Annotated in this window: 17 protein-coding genes; 13 read left to right on the forward strand and 4 right to left on the reverse strand. The window is 52.5% G+C overall.

The features are described 5' to 3' along the window. Nucleotides 1–160 precede the first annotated feature (160 nt). Nucleotides 161–1,033, forward strand: coding sequence for an RDD family protein (locus KKG35_05350; protein MBU1737546.1), 873 nt, complete (start codon nucleotides 161–163; stop codon nucleotides 1,031–1,033). Between the two features lie 18 nt (nucleotides 1,034–1,051). Here the strand turns inward: KKG35_05350 and KKG35_05355 are convergent, their stop codons facing one another. Further along, nucleotides 1,052–3,430 (reverse strand): methyltransferase domain-containing protein, encoded by a 2,379-nt coding sequence (locus tag KKG35_05355; protein MBU1737547.1) that lies wholly within the window; start codon nucleotides 3,428–3,430, stop codon nucleotides 1,052–1,054. 251 nt (nucleotides 3,431–3,681) lie between these two features. Between KKG35_05355 and KKG35_05360 the strand changes: the two genes are divergently transcribed. Beyond that, the gene (locus tag KKG35_05360; protein ID MBU1737548.1) at nucleotides 3,682–4,275 is read left to right on the forward strand and encodes a 5-formyltetrahydrofolate cyclo-ligase; all 594 of its coding nucleotides are present in this window, start codon (nucleotides 3,682–3,684) and stop codon (nucleotides 4,273–4,275) included. Here KKG35_05360 and KKG35_05365 read toward each other — a convergent pair. Further along, nucleotides 4,263–5,561 carry a diguanylate cyclase gene (locus KKG35_05365; GenBank protein ID MBU1737549.1) on the reverse strand — a complete coding sequence of 433 codons (1,299 nt, stop codon included), beginning with the start codon at nucleotides 5,559–5,561 and terminating at the stop codon, nucleotides 4,263–4,265. The two genes, KKG35_05360 and KKG35_05365, sit on opposite strands and share 13 nt — an antisense overlap. A 195-nt stretch (nucleotides 5,562–5,756) precedes the next feature. On the opposite strand from KKG35_05365, the gene KKG35_05370 reads away from it, so the two are divergent. From KKG35_05370 to KKG35_05420, 11 genes are all read left to right on the forward strand, one after another. Further along, complete coding sequence (locus KKG35_05370) at nucleotides 5,757–6,821, forward strand: histone deacetylase (GenBank protein MBU1737550.1); 1,065 nt, start codon at nucleotides 5,757–5,759, stop codon at nucleotides 6,819–6,821. 166 nt (nucleotides 6,822–6,987) lie between these two features. Next, entirely contained in the window at nucleotides 6,988–8,043 is a 1,056-nt protein-coding gene (locus KKG35_05375) for a response regulator (protein MBU1737551.1), read from the forward strand. A gap of 117 nt (nucleotides 8,044–8,160) precedes the next feature. Further along, nucleotides 8,161–8,445 carry an Asp-tRNA(Asn)/Glu-tRNA(Gln) amidotransferase subunit GatC gene (gene gatC, locus KKG35_05380; GenBank protein ID MBU1737552.1) on the forward strand — a complete coding sequence of 95 codons (285 nt, stop codon included), beginning with the start codon at nucleotides 8,161–8,163 and terminating at the stop codon, nucleotides 8,443–8,445. Between the two features lie 100 nt (nucleotides 8,446–8,545). After that, on the forward strand, nucleotides 8,546–10,006 hold the full coding sequence (gatA, locus tag KKG35_05385; GenBank protein ID MBU1737553.1) for an Asp-tRNA(Asn)/Glu-tRNA(Gln) amidotransferase subunit GatA: 1,461 nt from the start codon (nucleotides 8,546–8,548) through the stop codon (nucleotides 10,004–10,006). Between the two features lie 62 nt (nucleotides 10,007–10,068). Beyond that, nucleotides 10,069–11,220: a histidinol-phosphate transaminase gene (locus KKG35_05390; protein MBU1737554.1), complete on the forward strand. Its 1,152-nt coding sequence runs from the start codon at nucleotides 10,069–10,071 to the stop codon at nucleotides 11,218–11,220. Between the two features lie 4 nt (nucleotides 11,221–11,224). Next, nucleotides 11,225–11,899, forward strand: a complete 675-nt coding sequence (cmk, locus tag KKG35_05395; protein ID MBU1737555.1) for a (d)CMP kinase — start codon at nucleotides 11,225–11,227, stop codon at nucleotides 11,897–11,899. A gap of 70 nt (nucleotides 11,900–11,969) precedes the next feature. Then, nucleotides 11,970–12,314, forward strand: a complete 345-nt coding sequence (locus KKG35_05400; GenBank protein MBU1737556.1) for a PilZ domain-containing protein — start codon at nucleotides 11,970–11,972, stop codon at nucleotides 12,312–12,314. A gap of 42 nt (nucleotides 12,315–12,356) precedes the next feature. Further along, complete coding sequence (locus KKG35_05405; GenBank protein MBU1737557.1) at nucleotides 12,357–13,289, forward strand: carbohydrate kinase family protein; 933 nt, start codon at nucleotides 12,357–12,359, stop codon at nucleotides 13,287–13,289. Nucleotides 13,290–13,331: 42 nt separating this feature from the next. Then, nucleotides 13,332–14,336, forward strand: a complete 1,005-nt coding sequence (locus KKG35_05410; GenBank protein MBU1737558.1) for a hypothetical protein — start codon at nucleotides 13,332–13,334, stop codon at nucleotides 14,334–14,336. Beyond that, entirely contained in the window at nucleotides 14,320–14,919 is a 600-nt protein-coding gene (locus tag KKG35_05415; GenBank protein MBU1737559.1) for an AAA family ATPase, read from the forward strand. The genes KKG35_05410 and KKG35_05415 overlap by 17 nt, the downstream gene beginning before the upstream one ends. 75 nt (nucleotides 14,920–14,994) lie before the next feature. After that, nucleotides 14,995–15,426, forward strand: a complete 432-nt coding sequence (locus tag KKG35_05420) for a 4Fe-4S binding protein (GenBank protein MBU1737560.1) — start codon at nucleotides 14,995–14,997, stop codon at nucleotides 15,424–15,426. Between the two features lie 4 nt (nucleotides 15,427–15,430). Here KKG35_05420 and KKG35_05425 read toward each other — a convergent pair whose 3' ends face one another. After that, a complete protein-coding gene (locus KKG35_05425; GenBank protein MBU1737561.1) occupies nucleotides 15,431–17,389 on the reverse strand; it encodes a DUF4445 domain-containing protein in 1,959 nt (652 codons plus the stop codon). After that, nucleotides 17,386–17,632: hypothetical protein (locus tag KKG35_05430; GenBank protein MBU1737562.1), on the reverse strand; the 247-nt coding region annotated here is incomplete at its 5' end. The genes KKG35_05425 and KKG35_05430, both read right to left, overlap by 4 nt.

Raw genomic sequence — 17,632 nt, forward strand, 5'->3', positions numbered from 1 at the left:
AATATCTCGTCCGATGAAAGCTGTCGGGTTGAGCATCCTGAACGGCATGGAAGGCATCATGCCGAACGGAGCTCATGTTCAGGTGCACTGAAGGTTCTGGGGGGAATCTTCGGGACTAATCGTTTGTCGGTGGGACCGGCGAATATTACAGGAGAAAAAGATGATAGTCAGATGTCCCGAGTGCGGCAGGAAGGGGAAGCTCGATGACGGATTTGCTGGCAAGAGGGTAAGCTGTCCTGCTTGTGCCGTAACCTTTGTTGCCGAGGCAGTTAACGGCACGGCAAAGCAGACAAAATGGTATTACGCGGTAGGTGACGAGAAAAAAGGTCCTGTGAATCAACAGGTTTTTGATTCGCTGGTCAAAGACGGGACCATTGGCGCAGAGACTCTGGTCTGGTGCAAGGGCATGGACAACTGGCTCGCATATAATGAGTCACGCATGTCGCTTGCCGCCGGAGATCAAGTCTGCAGTGAATGTCTGAAAAGTTTTCAGCCTTCAAAAATGATGGATCATGAGGGAAGGTTGGTCTGTGAGAGATGCAAGCTCGCTCTTCTCCACAAGAAGCATGAACTGCAGGATGAGGCGAATGTTCAGCCGGGGGATTCTTCCGGTCTGGTCAGCGGTGGACTCGGGAGCAGATTCATGGCCAAGATTATCGATATGATCTTCATGCTGGCTATTGGCGGCATGGTTGAAGGGGTAAGTCGAAAATTTTTCTCTGACTATTACGTGGCAGGGACTCTGAATAATGCTTTTGCCATTACCCTTGTTGTCAACATGCTCCTGGGTGTTTTTTATATTACCTGGTTTGTCGGAAAATTCGGCGCAACGCCCGGCAAAATGGTTGCCAGGCTGAAGATTGTGAATGGGGATGGAGCGAAGATTGGATATGGCCTGGCGTTCGGCAGATATTGCGGGGAGTTTATTGTTGTCGCCCTGACCCTGATGATCGGATATCTGGTTGCCCTTTTTGATAGACGGAGAAGAACCCTGCATGACCGCTTATGCAATACCTGGGTAGTGAAAGCCTGAAAAGATTTTTCTGAAAGGTTATTTCCCTTTGCCGACTTGCCCGCAGCAGTTGTCAGTTGAATCCTGATTTTCAGAAAATGCGGGTAGGGAAAATGCTAGCCCGCCTCCGCTCAGCCCGCAACAGGAATCCTGCGCTGAAGAGTTTGCAGTTCTTCCCTGGCTGTCAATGACAAAGAACTCATCCCCCAATCCGATTGTGCTCTCGATCTCAACTGTCGCCTTGACTCCTTTTGCCAGAAAAACTCCGCCTGGCAAACAGACTCCTTCCAGAGGGCCGCGATAGATGACCTCACATTTTCTTGTGGCGGCCGGTTTATGGCAGCTGAAGGTAAGGGAGTAAAACCGGGTATCGCCAACCATCCGATACGGGAATCTCTTCAGGAGCTGTGTCGCTTGAAAACCAGCGGCTCGCAACATGGCCAGCAGGTGTATCTGTTGCAGGGCGCCCCCCAGGCATTCGCCACGGAATTGTTCATTGTTTTTGATCTGCACGGGTACGGAATGATCCGTTACGATATCCGAAACAACCAGGCGGCCACCCGGCTTGAGAATCCGGAAGATCTCATGGAGGGTCCCCCGTTTATCGGGACTCAGGTTGATCACGCAGTTCGAAATCACCACGTCTGCTTCACAATCCGGCAAAGGAATGTCTTCAAGAAAACCGTAGGTGAATTGCAGATTATCGTAGCCAAGCTCTTCAATAACTGAGAGTTTCGATTTTTCGGCCAGATCAAGCATTTCCCGGGTCATATCTATACCGAACACCCGACCTTCTCTGCCGACTGCCGCCGAGGCCAGAAAGCATTCCACGCCGCTGCCGCTTCCTAGATCCACCAGGGTTTCTCCTGGTTTAGGCTGAGCGTCATGAACCGGGCTGCCGCAACCGTACGATCTGTTTCTGGATGCGGACGGGATAAAATCCAGACCGCTTCTGGCCGGGATAAAGGGGTTGACGATTTCCTTGTTTGTGGTCTCGGCCGCTCTGGCATAGAATTCTCTGACCGAATGATGCCCGTGGTCACCGGCCAGCGAAATAACACAGTTGCAGTGGGTGAGTGAGACGTCCTGCCCTCCATCGGGGCAGTCGTGCCGCACATCACCCATCCTGAGTCTGATCTCACCTGGATTCCGGATTGGGTATTTTTCGCTTCGGGTGGCAATCAGCCAAAGGGCAATTGATTCATATAATGGAAGATAGGGATCATGGCCGGTAAATTTTCCTCCTCGCATGTAACTGTGATCGATGTCATCGCCCCCGGTGATAAAGCGTAAAGGGCGGTCAGCTGAGGAGTCAAGAACGGTTGCTTTTCTGACCGCTTTGAAAACAGGGCTTTCCTGCCAGACATTTTTCAGGCCGGAGGCAAGATTGCCGCAGACAATTTCCGGGAGACCGACCATCGCCGGGGATGGGTATATGTTGCCGTCTGGTCCGATGGCCAGAGATTCCCAGCCCGCATTGCTCATATCAAACCTGGTTCCGGGAGAGCTGAAGACCTGACTGCGGATATTTTCGATGTTATCGATAATGACCGCGTTTTTTTCCGCTATCTGATGGGCTTTGACAAGTTCCGGAAAAATCTTTGCCGGATCAACGAATTGTTCCGGACACCCATTTCCTCTTACGAAATGCCAGAGGAAATGAAGATTGGAAATGTTCTTTCCGGCGGCAAGTTCAGTGATGGCCGGGAGATCCTTGTAGTTAATTCTGTTGACGGCCACCGACAGGGTAGCAGGGACATCTCTGGCGGCCAGAGTCTCCAGAGCAGACATGAGTCTTTTATAAGTGCCCTTTCCCCTGAGAAGGTCGTGATGGTCAGCCAGCCCGTCCAGACTGATCTGCAAATGCAGCCTTTCTGTATCAAGCCGGGCGATAAGTTCGATATTCTCTTCAAGGAGAAGACCATTGGTCAGGATGACCACATGGGTCTCCGGATCAGTAAGAAGTTCTTTGACCAGTTCGGGAAAACCAGGATAGACAAAGGGCTCTCCACCGGTGAAATAAAACAGGGGGCTGCCCATCTCTCTGGCCTCCTGTATCCCTTTTGCTAAAAGGTCGGGGTCGATGGACTCTTCCCGCTTTGGAGATGACGAGAACAGGCAGTGTTTGCAGGCAAGGTTGCATCTGTTGGTCAGATGAAACCAGCACTCTTTCAGGCCGTTCAGGCTCAAATGCGATGATCTGCCGAGATAGGGATGGGTCTCACCACATGCGGTCTGCAAAGCGAGCAGCTCCAGAGAGAGCGGATGACCGGAATTTCCCAGAGGATTTCGAAGCAGTGCGTCGGCGGTAGGCCCCGGAACGAACCAATCCGGTTTTTCCGGGGCCACAAAAATCGGGGTTTTATCGTAGAGGAGGCGTTGCCAGCGGGAAAGGGGGTTCTGCTCTGTTTCTGTCATCTCTTGTTTCGCTGTGTTCTGTTATGTTAGTATTCCGGCAAAGACATTTTACCTTTAAATTCCAAATATCAAGTGATAATGGATTGAGCTTTGCCGGTCAACTATTACAAGCCGATTATCTGTATTAAATCCAGGGAGGCTCATCACAGTGAGCTGCTGAGAATGGATCCAGATGGTTATTTGTGCCCCCTACACGGGTGTAAGTGTATAACTTTGGGTGTTCAAACGATTGTCACGGGATGTGGCCCGATATGAAAGATCACAGACGTGAGCGGCTGACGGCAAGGGATGGTTTAAGCAAGGCAGAGGTGATTCGGATGAGCGAGGCGGCGACTGCCAACCTTTTCCGGATCAAAGAGATTGCTCCAGGCAGGATGGTGATGTTCTATGCCAGTTTCAGGTCGGAGGTCGAAACCTTCAGGGCGATGAAGGTTGCCCGGGAAAGGGGGATCAGAGTTGTTCTGCCGGTTTCCGATCCCCTCCATAAAACGCTGACCCCGCGCCTGATTGCTGATCTGGAAAAAGATCTGAAACCCGGATACTGTTCAATTCAGGAACCCGATGCGTCCAGAACCGCCGAGGTTGCTGCTGCCGAGATTGATGTTGTGGTTTTGCCCGGCAGCGCTTTTGACCTGAACGGCGGTCGCCTTGGTTATGGCGGCGGGTTTTATGACCGGTTTCTGGCGGCGGATGACTGCCGGGCGCTACGTGTCGGACTCGGTTTTGAATTGCAGATTGTGGAAAAGCTTCCGCTTGAAATCCATGATCAACCGCTTGATGCCCTGGTGACCGAACAAGGGGTGTACCGATTCGCGGGGCACATGAGCGGGGCTTACTCGATGTAGTGGACCTGGTTTCTTCCCTCCTGTTTGGCGATATAGAGGGCGTTGTCGGCTCTGTAGATGAGGCCGTCAAGCGAATCCCCGGATTTCAACGCTGAAACGCCGAGGCTGACAGTCAGCCGGAAGATCGCACCATGTTCATCCTCTGTCATCTCCATCGCTTCGATCATTTTACGGATTCGCTCTGCTGTTTCCACCGCTTTCTGCAGATCAGTAGTCGGCAGGACCACCAGAAACTCTTCCCCTCCGTAGCGGCAGACAATATCATAATTCCGCAGGATGGAGACAAGGATGTCCGACACCTGCTGGATCACAACATCTCCGACCTGGTGGCCGAAGTTGTCATTAATTTTTTTAAAATAGTCGATATCGAGGAGCAATATCGAAAGCGCCTGATGCCTGCGGAGTGATCTGGAGATTTCCTGCTGGAATCGCCTGATACCTTCGCCTCTGTTCAGGAGGCCGGTCAGGGAATCGGTTGTTGCGAGCTGGTAGAGTTTTTCTTCGGACTTCTTCAGGTCCCTGATGAACCGCTGGGCGATGTAGATAATGACCGAGAGTAAAAGGGTGAGCAGGGCAATGGCGGAAACGACGGTATAGATCAGGGTTTCGGTTATTTCGTGTTTGAGGTTTTCTGCCGGGATCGAGATGCTGATGCCGCCACGGATATCTCCGACCTCGTAGCCGACATGACAGTCTATACAGGATTGTTCGGTATGGAGAGGGGCCATGTATCTAAACATCTGCCCGCTGGGGGTTTTCTCAAATCTGTAGAATTCGGCGGGTCCTCTTTCAAAAATGGTGAGGGCGGTTTTTTCAAAGCTGTCGGGCGTATTCAGCTGGCTCAATGGATTTAAGCTGGTGATATTGATTTCAAAGAGCCGTTCCTCCTGCCCGAGCTGGGATATCTTCCGGGTGATTGCGGCGTGACTGCGCAGCAGATAGGTGTTGCCGTCGCTGTCGGTTATGGAGGTTTTCAATCCCTTGATATCGGCCAGGCTCGGATTGATCCACATGCCGGGGCTTTTCTTGACATAAACCCCGTTTTCCTTGATGATCCAGTGACGGGTCTGAACAATTTCCTGAAAGAATGCCCGCGCCTCATGGAGAAGCCGGTCTTTGAGAAGTTTCTGGGTTCTCGCCTGAAATCCGCCGAAAATGGTGATGATCAGAACAAAGCTGACAATGGAAATGATCCCGACATATCTTTTAACGAAATCGGAACTGGAAAGAGATTTTGTCTCCTGATGCTCAACTGCAGGTTTTGAGAGTGGATTTTCAGTGGGCATCCGATTACGTTCTCTGGCTTGTATTAGAAATCCGGCGCAGGATAATCCGCAAAAATAACTTATATAATCTATTAATGCAAATAATGTCGCTCGCGCAGCCGGCAATGATCGTCAACGGCCCCGCACGTTTCGCAGAAAGGTTGTGCGGTAACTTTTATAAGGGTAAAATCAAGTATGAACAGTACGGAGAAAGAAATGTCTACGACGGCAATCATGAGGGATCAGAGATTTCTGGAGCATGACCCAGGTTTTAACCATGTTGAGTCGCCCGATCGTCTTGAGGCAATCTACAGGGGGCTTGATCAGCGAATCACGGGAGAGGGTTTTGTCTTTCCGGAACTCGAGATGGCCTCCGAAGAGACGCTGGCCCTGATTCATACTCCGGATCATATTGCCAGAGTTGCGGCAACGGCTGGGCGGCCATTTGAGAGTCTTGACCCCGATACCGGCACCTCTGCGGGATCCTATGACGCCGCGAGGCTTGCCGCCGGGGCAGTTGTCCAGGGTTGCCGGATGCTTTCAGCGGGAGAAGCCGATGCTGTTTTTGCTCTGGTCAGACCGCCCGGTCACCATGCCGAAGCAGACCGGGCGAAGGGTTTTTGTCTTTTCAATAATGTGGCGGTCGGAGCCGCCAGCGCGATCCATGATCTTGGTCTGGAACGGGTGCTGATCATCGACTGGGACCTGCACCATGGAAACGGGACCCAGCATTCGTTCTATGATACAGATCAGGTCCTGTATTTTTCCACTCACATGTTTCCCTATTATCCGGGCACCGGGGCCCTGCAGGAAATCGGCTCGGGCAAGGGGCGCGGCTTCAATGTCAATGTGCCTTTATCCGGTGGGCAGAGCGACAGTTCCTATGCGGCAATCTTCAATGACGTGCTGACCCCGATCGCCAGGCAGTATAAGCCAGAGATGATTCTGGTCTCGGCCGGATATGATATTTATGTTGAGGACCCTCTGGGGACGATGGCGGTCAGTGACGCCGGATTCGGATACATGACCAGGGTGGTCAGGACTCTTGCCGATGAACTGTGTGGAGGTCGATTGCTGCTGACTCTTGAAGGTGGTTACAATCTCAAAGGGTTGCGGGATGGCGTCCTTGCCTCACTCGGTGAGCTTTCCGGGACTGAGTTCCTGGAGGGAATTCGGAACAGGGTCGATGTTCTGGGGGGGGCACATTTTGGGAACGGCCGTTTGCCTGATGGAGCACTTGAAATTTTACGCAGGGAATTTTCCTCTTTCTGGGATTTTTAAACCCGCTTGAGTTGCCATTCCAGTCTGACCAGCTTGATTCCAATATCTCGTTTTAATAAAAAGGTTTGTAATCGGGAAATTATTTTAGATATACTTTTCCAGGGGGCAGAATCGTTGCCCAAAACCATTACAATCCCTGAACACCGTTTCGAAGAAGACATCATAAATGGACAGAGAAACCAAGATACTGATTGCAGATGATGACAGCCTGGTTCGTGAGGCGGTCGTCAAGATCCTTGAAATGTTTGGTTACTCGGTAGTTTCCAGGCCCAGCGGCGAGGAGGCCCTGGCAGCGCTGACCAGTGATTTTGATGTCATTATTCTGGATATCAATATGCCCGGAATGGACGGGTTTCAGACAATGTCGGCGATCAATGAGAAAGGGTACGGGATCCCGGTTCTCTTTCTGACCGGCGCCGGCAGTATGGAGTATGCGGTAAAGGCAATCAATCTCGGGGCGTATGATTTTATTTCAAAGCCCATAGAAGATCTTGATCTCTTCAATGTCAAGATCCAGCGAGCGATCGAGAAGAGGATGTATGTCCAGCAGGAAAGGGTCTACAAGGCGAATCTGGAGAAAGAAGTCAGGGAGAAGACCAGGGAACTGGCCGAGAAGAACGACCTCCTTGAGGAATACAGCAATAATCTTGAGATTTCCGCCGTAAGCGCCCTCGCCACCTTACAAGTGGCGCTGGAGGAAAAAGACTGGTATACCGCCGGCCACACAACCCGGGTGACCGAATATTCCAAGCGAATCGGTCTGGCATTGCGAATCCCGGATGATGAGCTCATTGTATTGCAGAGGGCTTGCAGAGTGCATGACATCGGCAAACTGGTGATTGATAACAGCTGTATCGGCAAGCCCGGACCGCTGACCGACGAGGAATGGCTCACGGTAAAAAAACACCCGGAAATCGGGGAAAACATCATTAAACCGCTTGGTTTCCTGAGCGAAGAGGGGGATATTGTCAGGCACCACCATGAAAGGCTTGACGGGAGGGGTTATCCTGACGGGCTGGTGGGGGAAGAGATCAATCTCCTGACCCGGATTATCACTGTTGCCGACAGTTACGATGCGATGACCTCCAAACGAAGCTACAAAACCAATATGAATCGGGATGAAGGGATCATGGAGCTGAAAAAATGTTCTGGTACTCAGTTTGATCCTGATATCGTGAAGATTTTCAGCGAAGTTCTACTGAAGGATCTCCCTGTCACTTAATGTTTTTCGCACGTCCTCATTCGGAGCCCGGCAATGACGTTCGGCCCCGTGTCCCCGGCCTTTCTCCAGCCAAAGATTGTTTGACTTGACTAGTTATTTGCGTTAATTGTTCTCGGCATGAAGATAACAGCTGAAGAAGTGGAATATGTTTCAAAACTGGCCCGGCTTGAATTGAGCCCTGAAGAGACCATTGAGATGGCAGGTCAGCTTGATCGCATCCTGGCCTATGTTGACAAGTTGAATGAACTTGACACGGGCAGGGTTGAACCCACAACCCACGCCATATCTATCACCAATGCTTTCCGGGAAGATGTCCTGAAAGATTCGCTGACCCAGGAAAAGGCGTTGGCAAATGGTCCGGCCCGGAACGGCGAGTCTTTTGTTGTGCCGAAGGTGATTTAGATCTTTTTGTAAAAGTACATTTTAATTCAGGAAGCGGATCTCTTTGTAAAGGATCCGTTATTTTTTGTCCGGCAACCAATCCGAGATAATTCACAGAAAAATGAAACTATATTCCCAGACGATTCACGAACTGAAGAAAGGCCTCGCCGCAGGAGAATTTTCTTCCACTGACATCACCTTGTCCGTTCTGAAAAGGATTGACCAGATTGAAGGGAAGGTTGGGTCGTATATAACCCTGGACCGGGAAAATGCGTTGCGAGGGGCTGAAGAGGCAGACCAGGCTATCTCAGCCGGCGAGAACGGAGCGCTTTGCGGTATTCCGCTCGCCTTGAAGGATATTGTGTGTACCGAAGGTCTTCGGACAACCTGTGGTTCGAAAATACTTGATGGTTTCATTCCTCCTTATGATGCGACCGTGGTCACCCGTCTAAAAAATGCAGGCGCGGTTATCCTCGGCAAAGCAAGCATGGATGAGTTTGCGATGGGCTCTTCAAACGAGACCTGCGCCTTCGGGACCCCCCGCAACCCCTGGAGTCTTGAGCATATCTGCGGAGGTTCAAGTGGTGGATCCGCCGCCGCAGTTGCCGCTGATGAATGTATTGCTTCGATTGGTTCGGATACGGGTGGATCGATTCGGCAGCCTGCATCTCATTGCGGGGTTGTCGGCCTGAAACCGACTTACGGCAGGATCTCGCGATATGGCCTGATCGCCTATGCCTCGTCACTTGATCAGCTGGGGCCTTTCGCGAAAGATGTTCGGGACTGCGCTCTCATGCTGCAGGTCATGAGTGGCTACGATGAGCGGGATTCCACTTCGGTGAACACCCCGGTGCCCGATTATGGCAATTCGCTCAACAAAGGTGTTGTCGGGATGAAGGTTGGTGTCCCCAGGGAATATTTTGTCGAGGGGCTTGATCCTGAGGTTGACCGGGCGGTTCGGGAGGGGATCCGGCTTCTTGCCGAAGCCGGGGCGGAGATTGTTGACGTTTCCCTGCCCCATACGGAATATGGGGTTGCCGCCTATTATGTCATTGCCCCTGCCGAGGCAAGCTCGAATCTGGCACGATATGACGGGGTCAGGTTCGGTCATCGGGCAGCCGATTCCGGATCTTTACTGGAGATGTATCGCAGGACCCGGTCCGAGGGGTTCGGCGGTGAGGTGAAGAGGCGGATCATGATCGGCACCTATGCGCTTTCGGCCGGTTACTACGATGCCTATTATCGTAAGGCATTGCAGGTCAGGACCCTGATCGTTGAGGATTTCCGCAGGGCATTCGGCCAGTGCGATATTCTTGTTTCACCGGTGGCACCCACTCCGGCATGGCGGATCGGCGAAAAGATCAATGATCCATTGAGCATGTATCTTTCCGATGTACTGACAATTCCCTCCAATCTGGCAGGGGTTCCCTGCATGTCTCTGCCCTGCGGTTTCAGCAGAGGTGGCTTGCCCATCGGGATCCAGATTCAGGGCCCGCATTTTGCCGAGGAAAAGATTTTGCAGGCTGCCTTCAGGCTTGAACAGGATCTTGGTATCGCAGGCAGGAAAGCGACCGGTATTTAAATCAAGACAACTACTTTTCAGATCAGTGAGCGGAGCCCGATTTTGCCGGGCCGGGTGGCATGATGAAAATTAAAGTTCCTGAGAATATCGAAACCCTTGTCCCGTATCCACCTGGAAAACCCATTGAGGAACTTGAACGGGAATACGGGGTCAGCGGGTCGATAAAGCTGGCATCGAACGAAAACGCACTCGGTCCGTCACCAAAGGCAGTTGCCGCGATTTCTGCAGCACTCGGCAAACTGCATCGCTATCCCGATGGCAGCAATTATTATCTTGCCGCCGGGCTGGCCGAGAAGCTTGGTGTTCTTCCCGAACAGATCGTTTTCGGCAACGGTTCCAATGAAGTGATCGAACTTCTGGTGGCAACCTTCATGGAGCCGGGAAATGAGGTGATCACGAGCCTGCCGACTTTTCTTGTCTATCAGAAAATGGTTCAGGCCCGGGGCGGGGTCAACAGGGTGGTGCCTCTTAAGAGTGTTGGAGAGGTCGAAAAGTCCGCGCCCGGAACAGGCTGGTCCCTTGGAGTGGCACATGACCTGGAGCGAATTGCCGACGAAATCAATGAACGGACCCGGCTCATTTTTCTCGACAACCCGAACAACCCGACCGGAGTCGCCTTTTCCGCGGCAGAGTTCGAGGCATTTCTTTCGCGGGTACCCGAGGGGGTGGTCGTGGCGCTTGACGAGGCGTATGTGGATTTTGTCGACGCAGAAAAAAAAATCGATGTTCGCAAATATCTCAATGGCACGAAAGCGGTAGTCGGGTTGAGGACTTTTTCCAAGGCTTACGGGCTTGCCGGGCTCAGGATAGGTTTCGGTCTGATGAATAGTGAGATAGCCGGGTATCTGCACAGGGTGAGACAGCCATTCAATGTGAACCTTCCGGCCCAGATTGGCGCCCTGGCGGCCCTGGATGATGACGAGCATTACCGCAACACCATGACCATGACCGGGGATGGAATCGCCTGGTTGACCAGGGAGATTTCGGCACTCGGTTGCCGGGTCTTTGAAACCAATACCAATTTCTTTCTGGTGGATGTGGGGTGCGACGGCCGGAAGCTCTATGATGCCATGCTTCGTCGGGGAGTCATCATCCGCCCTATGGCTGCCTACGGCTATCCCGATTTTATCCGGATTACGGTGGGCTTAGCGGCGGAAAACCAGCGTCTGGTTCGTTCTCTTGCTGCAGTTCTGGCTGAACTTAAAGGGGTCTGAGGCTGTGGCTGGAAGCCGGATTGTAACCATCGACGGCCCTTCCGGGGCCGGGAAAAGTACGATCAGCAGTCTGCTTGCCGCAAAACTGGGATTTGCCTATCTTGACACCGGAGCCATGTACCGGGCTGTCGGTTTGAAAGTCCACAACAGTGGGATAGACCCGGAAGATGAGGGAGCGCTCGAGTCACTCCTTGATGAGCTGGATCTGAAACTTCAGGCAGTTGCCGGCGGCACGAGTGTCCTGCTCGATCAAGAGGATGTTTCAGGAATGATCAGGACGCCGGAAATGTCGATGATCGCATCAAGAATTTCAGCACTCCGGCCCGTTCGGGAAAAACTCACCGCCCTGCAGCGCGAGATCGGCGGGAAAGGTGAGGTTGTTACTGAAGGGCGGGACATGGGAACAGTGGTTTTCCCCGATGCGCGCTGGAAATTCTTTCTCGATGCCTCGCCTCAGGAAAGAGCTCGGAGGAGGGTCCTCCAGCTGCAGGAAAAGGGCCAGGTATTTGATGAAGGGCAAATTCTTGAGCAGATTGTGCAGAGGGATGAGGCCGATAGCGCCCGGTCGCTTTCTCCGTTAAAACCTGCCGAAGATGCAGTGATTGTTGATTCTTCCAAAATGACTATTGATGAAGTCATCCATTTCATGGTGAAATGTATACAAGCTGCTGATCGCTGAGCCCGAAAGCTGCCGGGTATGATATGCTGCGAAGAGAGTGAATACATTAACCTGGAATGTGGAGGCAGTTATGGATGATGATACCCGGCGTTTAAAAAGGCGGCACCTGATCTTTTATCTTGATGTCTACGATGAGAGTGGCGAGATCCTTGGCCATCTGGTGGACATTACGACCAAAGGGATCAAGCTGGTAAGCAAGGACCCGATCAAGACCGGCAAGGAGTACAAGTTGAAGATGCAGTTGCCGGAAGAATATTTTACCGACCAAGACCTGCATTTCACCGGGCGGAGCCTATGGGCCGATAAGGACATCAACCCTGATTTTTTCGCTACCGGGTTTGAAATCTCCGGACTCGATAATGCTGCCCGGGTCATCATCAGCAAACTTATTAACGAGCTGGGGTTCAACGACTAACCCCCCCAGTATGGATGTGAAATAAAAGAGGGACCGGTTTTTATGCAAGCGCTTATCTGTGGGTCATTTGCTTTTGACAATATCATGGTTTTCCATGACCGTTTCAAAAACCATATTCTGCCCGACAAGGTACATATTTTAAATGTCAGCTTTCTGGTGCCGGAGATGCGGCGGGAATTCGGCGGATGTGCCGGGAATATTGCCTTCAACCTGAACCTTCTTGGTGGGAACGCCCTGCCCATGGGGACGGTCGGGGAGGATTTCGGGCCTTATGCAGCATGGATGGACAAGTGCGGGGTCAGGCGGGATCATGTCACGCAGATTGCCAACACCTTTACCGCCCAGGCCTTTGTCACTACGGATATGGATGACAACCAGATCACCGCGTTTCATCCCGGTGCGATGAATTTCGCGCATGAGAACAAGGTCTCCCAGGCCCTGGATGTCTCACTCGGGATTGTCTCTCCGGATGGCAAGGATGGCATGATCCGGCACGCCGAAGAGTTTGCTGAAGCAGGGATTCCCTTTATTTTTGATCCCGGTCAGGGGTTGCCGATGTTTGACGGGGATGATCTCCTGCGTTTTATGGATCAGGCAACCTGGCTGACTGTGAACGATTATGAGTGGCAGCTGGTCCAGGATCGTACCGGGCTCAATGAAAGCGGGATTGCCGAGCGGGTGAAGGCTCTCATTATCACCAGGGGCGGAAAAGGGTCAATGATCCGGGTTGGCAGCAAGCAGTTTTCAATTCCGACGGCCAGGGTGTCACAGATGGAAGATCCTACCGGCTGCGGCGATGCTTATCGGGCCGGTCTTCTTTATGGGTTGATGAACGATCTGGACTGGGAAACGACCGGTCGGCTGGCCTCTTTGATGGGCGCCATCAAGATCGAGCAGCATGGGACCCAGAATCATGGTGTCGCCGCCGAGCGCATCTTTGAGCGATTTAAAAACGAGTTTGGATATGCCATCTGAGAGACCCGATCACTAAATATTGAACACCTTTGCCGGAACATATTGTATACATTTATAAACTCCCTCCTGAAGGCTGAGGCCTACCAACACGATACCGGCGATATCAAGCTGGTACAGACCCACATTTCATACGTGCTGCTCGCCGGTGAGTATGTCTACAAGATTAAAAAACCGGTTGATTTTGGATTCCTTGATTTCAGCACTCTTGCCAAACGAAAGCATTACTGTACCGAAGAAGTGGTTTTGAACCGCCGACTGTGCCCGGATATCTATCTCGAAGTGGTGGAGATCAAAGAGCTGGCAGGGTGTTATTTCATGGGCGGCGATAAGGGAGTGCCGGTTGAATATGCCGTAAAAATGGTGCGGATGCCCGATGAGAGGATGATGGAGCGGGTTATTGGTGCCGGTCTTTTTACTGCGGAACTGGTCGATGCCCTTGTTGAGACCCTGATCCCCTTCTATCAACATGCCGCCCGGGGGACTGAGATTGATGGATTTGGCAGTGTCGATGTGGTGCAGGCAAATATTCTGGAAAATTTTACTCAATCTGAGCCCTTTGTCGGCTGTCCTTCCCTCAGCGAGGAGGAGTATGGAAAGATTCGCTTGTATGCCCTTGATTTTCTGACCAGAAAAAATGTTTTTGCCACACGAATCAGGGAGGGATGGATCAGGGATTGCCACGGGGATCTCTACTCTGCCAACATCTGTCTGGCCGATAAAATATATATATTTGACTGTATTGAATTCAGCCGGCGGCTTCGCTGCTGTGATGTGGCAAGTGACATTGCCTTTCTGGCCATGGATCTTGATTACCATGGTCTGGATGAATTATCTGAAAGGTTTGTGATGAAGTTCGCTGAAAAAGCGGCGGATCCGGGGTTGTGGGCAGTGTTGAATTTTTATAAATGTTACCGGGCCTGTGTGCGGGGAAAGATCGGTTTATTGACAGCTCATGATCCGGATGTGAACGAGGAGACAAGGCGCGGTGGACTTGTACAGGCAGCCCGATATTTTGAACTGGCAATGAGCTATGCAGAGACCCCCTGATATATGGGTGTTTTTCGGGATGATTGCGACAGGGAAAAGCACTCTCGCCGAAGCCTGGGCGAAAAGACACCACCTTGCCCATTATAATTCCGACCGGCTCAGAAAAGAGCTGGCCGGACTTCCTCCCACGACGAGAGAAGTGGAGGCACCGGGACAGGGTATTTACTCGCGCGATTTTACCCTGAGGACCTATAACGAATTGCTGGATCGGGCAAGAAATGAGATTGCTGCCGGGAACAGTGTGATTCTTGATGCGTCTTATCAACAGAAAAGTGAGCGTGATCGGGTCAGGATGCTGGCCGCAGATCATGGCACAAGGATATGTTTTGTTTACTGCATTTGTCCGGAAGATGTGGTAAAGGAGCGTCTTGTAAAAAGAAGCAGGGATCAGGAGGCGGTCTCGGATGGAAGATGGGAAATCTATCAGGCCCAGAAAGAACGATTTGCAACACCTGATGAACTCCCTGATGATATTCTGATCAAAATTTATACTGACCAGCCGATAGATGCCCTGCTGGATCATCTTGAAGCAATGTCGGTCGGTCTCGGTAAAGCTCCGGGGCGGATGGACAGTGCCGGTTAATTTCGTGTACTTGATGCCGGTCGGCATAGCTGTTTATGCCTTTTTCCGAGCAGGCAAGGTTGAGGGGAAAGAAGCATGTATAATCGTATGTTTGTTCTCAGGTTTCCAAAAGAAACCATCGATCAGCCTCTGATCTGTAAGCTGGTCAAGCAGTTTGGCGTGGATTTCAATATCCTCAAGGCCGATATCAACCTGCAGCAGGAGGGGGTGATGGTCCTTGAACTGATGGGGCATAAAGCAAAAGTCGATGAAGGGATCGGGTACCTGAAAAACAGTGGCGTTGCAGTTGAACGGGTCGCTGCGGGGATCCGGCGTGATGACGACAAATGCTTCCAGTGCGGAGCATGCACCGGAATATGTCCCACCGGGGCACTGTACATCAGCAGACCGGACATGGGGGTGTTGTTTGATCCCAATAAGTGCAGCGGCTGCGGACTTTGTGTCAATGTCTGCCCGGTTCGGGCAATGTGTGTTTCCCTGGAGCATTCTATTGCCCTGCAGGGATAATCTGTTATGGGTTGGATTTTTTCTCGAGTTTGACTGCCGTTGCCGGGAAAAGTGCCAGGTCGGTATGCGGCATGAAAAGTGAGGCCATGTACTGATTGTGAAAACTGTTTACTTCTGAAAGTTCAAAACTGGTCATTCTGTTGACCACCTCAACCACATCCCGGCGGATATGGTTGCTGAGCTCACTCATTCTCCCCCCCATCAGGGAGCCGTTGCCGACGTACAAGACTTTTCCGGGGTCCACTTCAGGCAGAAGGCCGATGGTCATGGAGGCGTCAAGGTCGATAAAACTGCCGAAGGCTCCGGCCAGGATGATCTGCTCGAGATCAATGATCTGCAACCCCACTTCCTCCACCAGAGTTTTGACCCCGGCGTAGATCGCTGCTTTGGCACGAATGAGGTTTTCGATATCGACCTCATTGATGGTGATATCGTGCCCGCAGGTGTTTTCATCCTGCCATGACAGAACATATTCATATCCGCTCCTTCCCTCTCTGATTCGTGGGGATTGATGCCGACGGGAAAATTTGCCCTGCCGGTCGATCACCCCGGCCAGTAACAGGCTGGCAACGATGATCAAGAGCCCTGAACCGCAGATGCCGATCGGTGGCTTGTTGCCGATGGTGATGTTCATCGGTTCCAGGGTTTCCTGATCAATACTGAAGTCCTTGATGGCGCCCTCGGCAGCCCGCATTCCGTGGGTGATGCCACCGCCTTCAAAGGCCGGACCCGCAGAACAGGCGGCGCAAACCAGCCACTCCCGGTTGCCGATGACGATTTCGGCGTTGGTGCCGATATCGATGTACAGGGTCAGTTTGTCGGTCCGGTAAAGCCCGGAGCCCATCACTCCGGCCACAATGTCTCCGCCGACATAGCTGGAAATAGCCGGGAAAAACAAGGCTACACAATGCTGGGGGAGATCTATGCCGATGTCTCCGGCCCGCATCGGCGGGAAAAACGTGGAGACCGGAACATAGGGTGCTCGACGGATGGAGTGGGGTTCTATCCCCAGGAAGAGATGGGTCATGGTGGTGTTTCCGGCGAGGGTCACGGAGGTGATTTCATCCCGGTCCACGGTAGCCTTGGTCAGCAGGTTCCTGATAATTTCGTTCACGGTCTCGACCGCCCGGGCGGAAATCTCCTGTAAGCCCTGTTCGTTCTCGGCATAGATGATCCGGGTGATCACGTCCTCGCCGAAACTGATCTGGCTGTTGTATGCCCCTTCCCCGGCAAGAATCTTGCCGCTGGTGAGGTCAATCAACTGACCGTAGATGGTTGTCGTGCCGATATCAAAGACGAGGCCGAAGCTGCGCCGGGTCCAGTTGCCGGACTGAATGTTGACCATGAAATTCTTGCCCCTGCCGGCCCTGACCGGGCGCGCCAGCGTAACGGTTACCCTGAAATCCTCTTCCCGGATCACTCTTCCCAGTTTTCGGAGCACCGATAAGCTGATGACCATGGCCCGTTCATCGTATTGGTTGCTGAGTCCCTGGATCACCCTCTTGGCGTCCGCCATGTTGTCGACAGCGGAAGGACGGGGCAGTTCGAGGAAAAGCTTTTCCACCGGTGGCTGGAAAATCCCTTCCCGCCGAAGTTCTTCGATGTCGAATTTATGAAGACTGGCCTTGTTGCGCTCGGATACCGCTGTGGTAAGGCCTCCGGCAAGACTGCCGGACTCTTTGGGGATTTCGATGGTGATATCGGAAGTCGGGATGGAAGTGCAGGCGTGACGGAGGCCGGTATCGTATTCGGTGCGAGTCAGCTTTTCACTGGTGCCTCCGGCTACCGTCCCCTGGACCAGCCTGACCCGGCATTTTCCGCAGACTCCGCTGCCGCCGCAGGAGGCGTTGATATGAATACCTGCGCTTCTGGCCGCTTTCAGAATGGATTCGGTCCCCGCAGCGTCCACGGTAATGCCGGCGGGCAACAGGGTAATTTTCCAGGAGTGCGGGGCTAGAGTCATAGGGCGGATTCCGCCAGGTTCAACTCCTTGAGTCGGGCAAGAGAGTAGACCGGGCCGTCTTTGCAGACCAGTTGCGACCCCATATGGCAGTGACGGCAGATCCCGACCCCGCATTTCATATACCGCTCAAGAGTGGTGATAATTCTGTCGTCCGGATAACCCATGCCGCTCAGTTCGGGGAGAACGGCGCGGATCATCAAGGGAGGGCCGCAGACCAGGGCATAACCACCGGCCTGATCGGGG

The organism is Pseudomonadota bacterium (genome assembly GCA_018823285.1).
Lineage (GTDB): Bacteria > Desulfobacterota > Desulfobulbia > Desulfobulbales > JAGXFP01 > JAHJIQ01.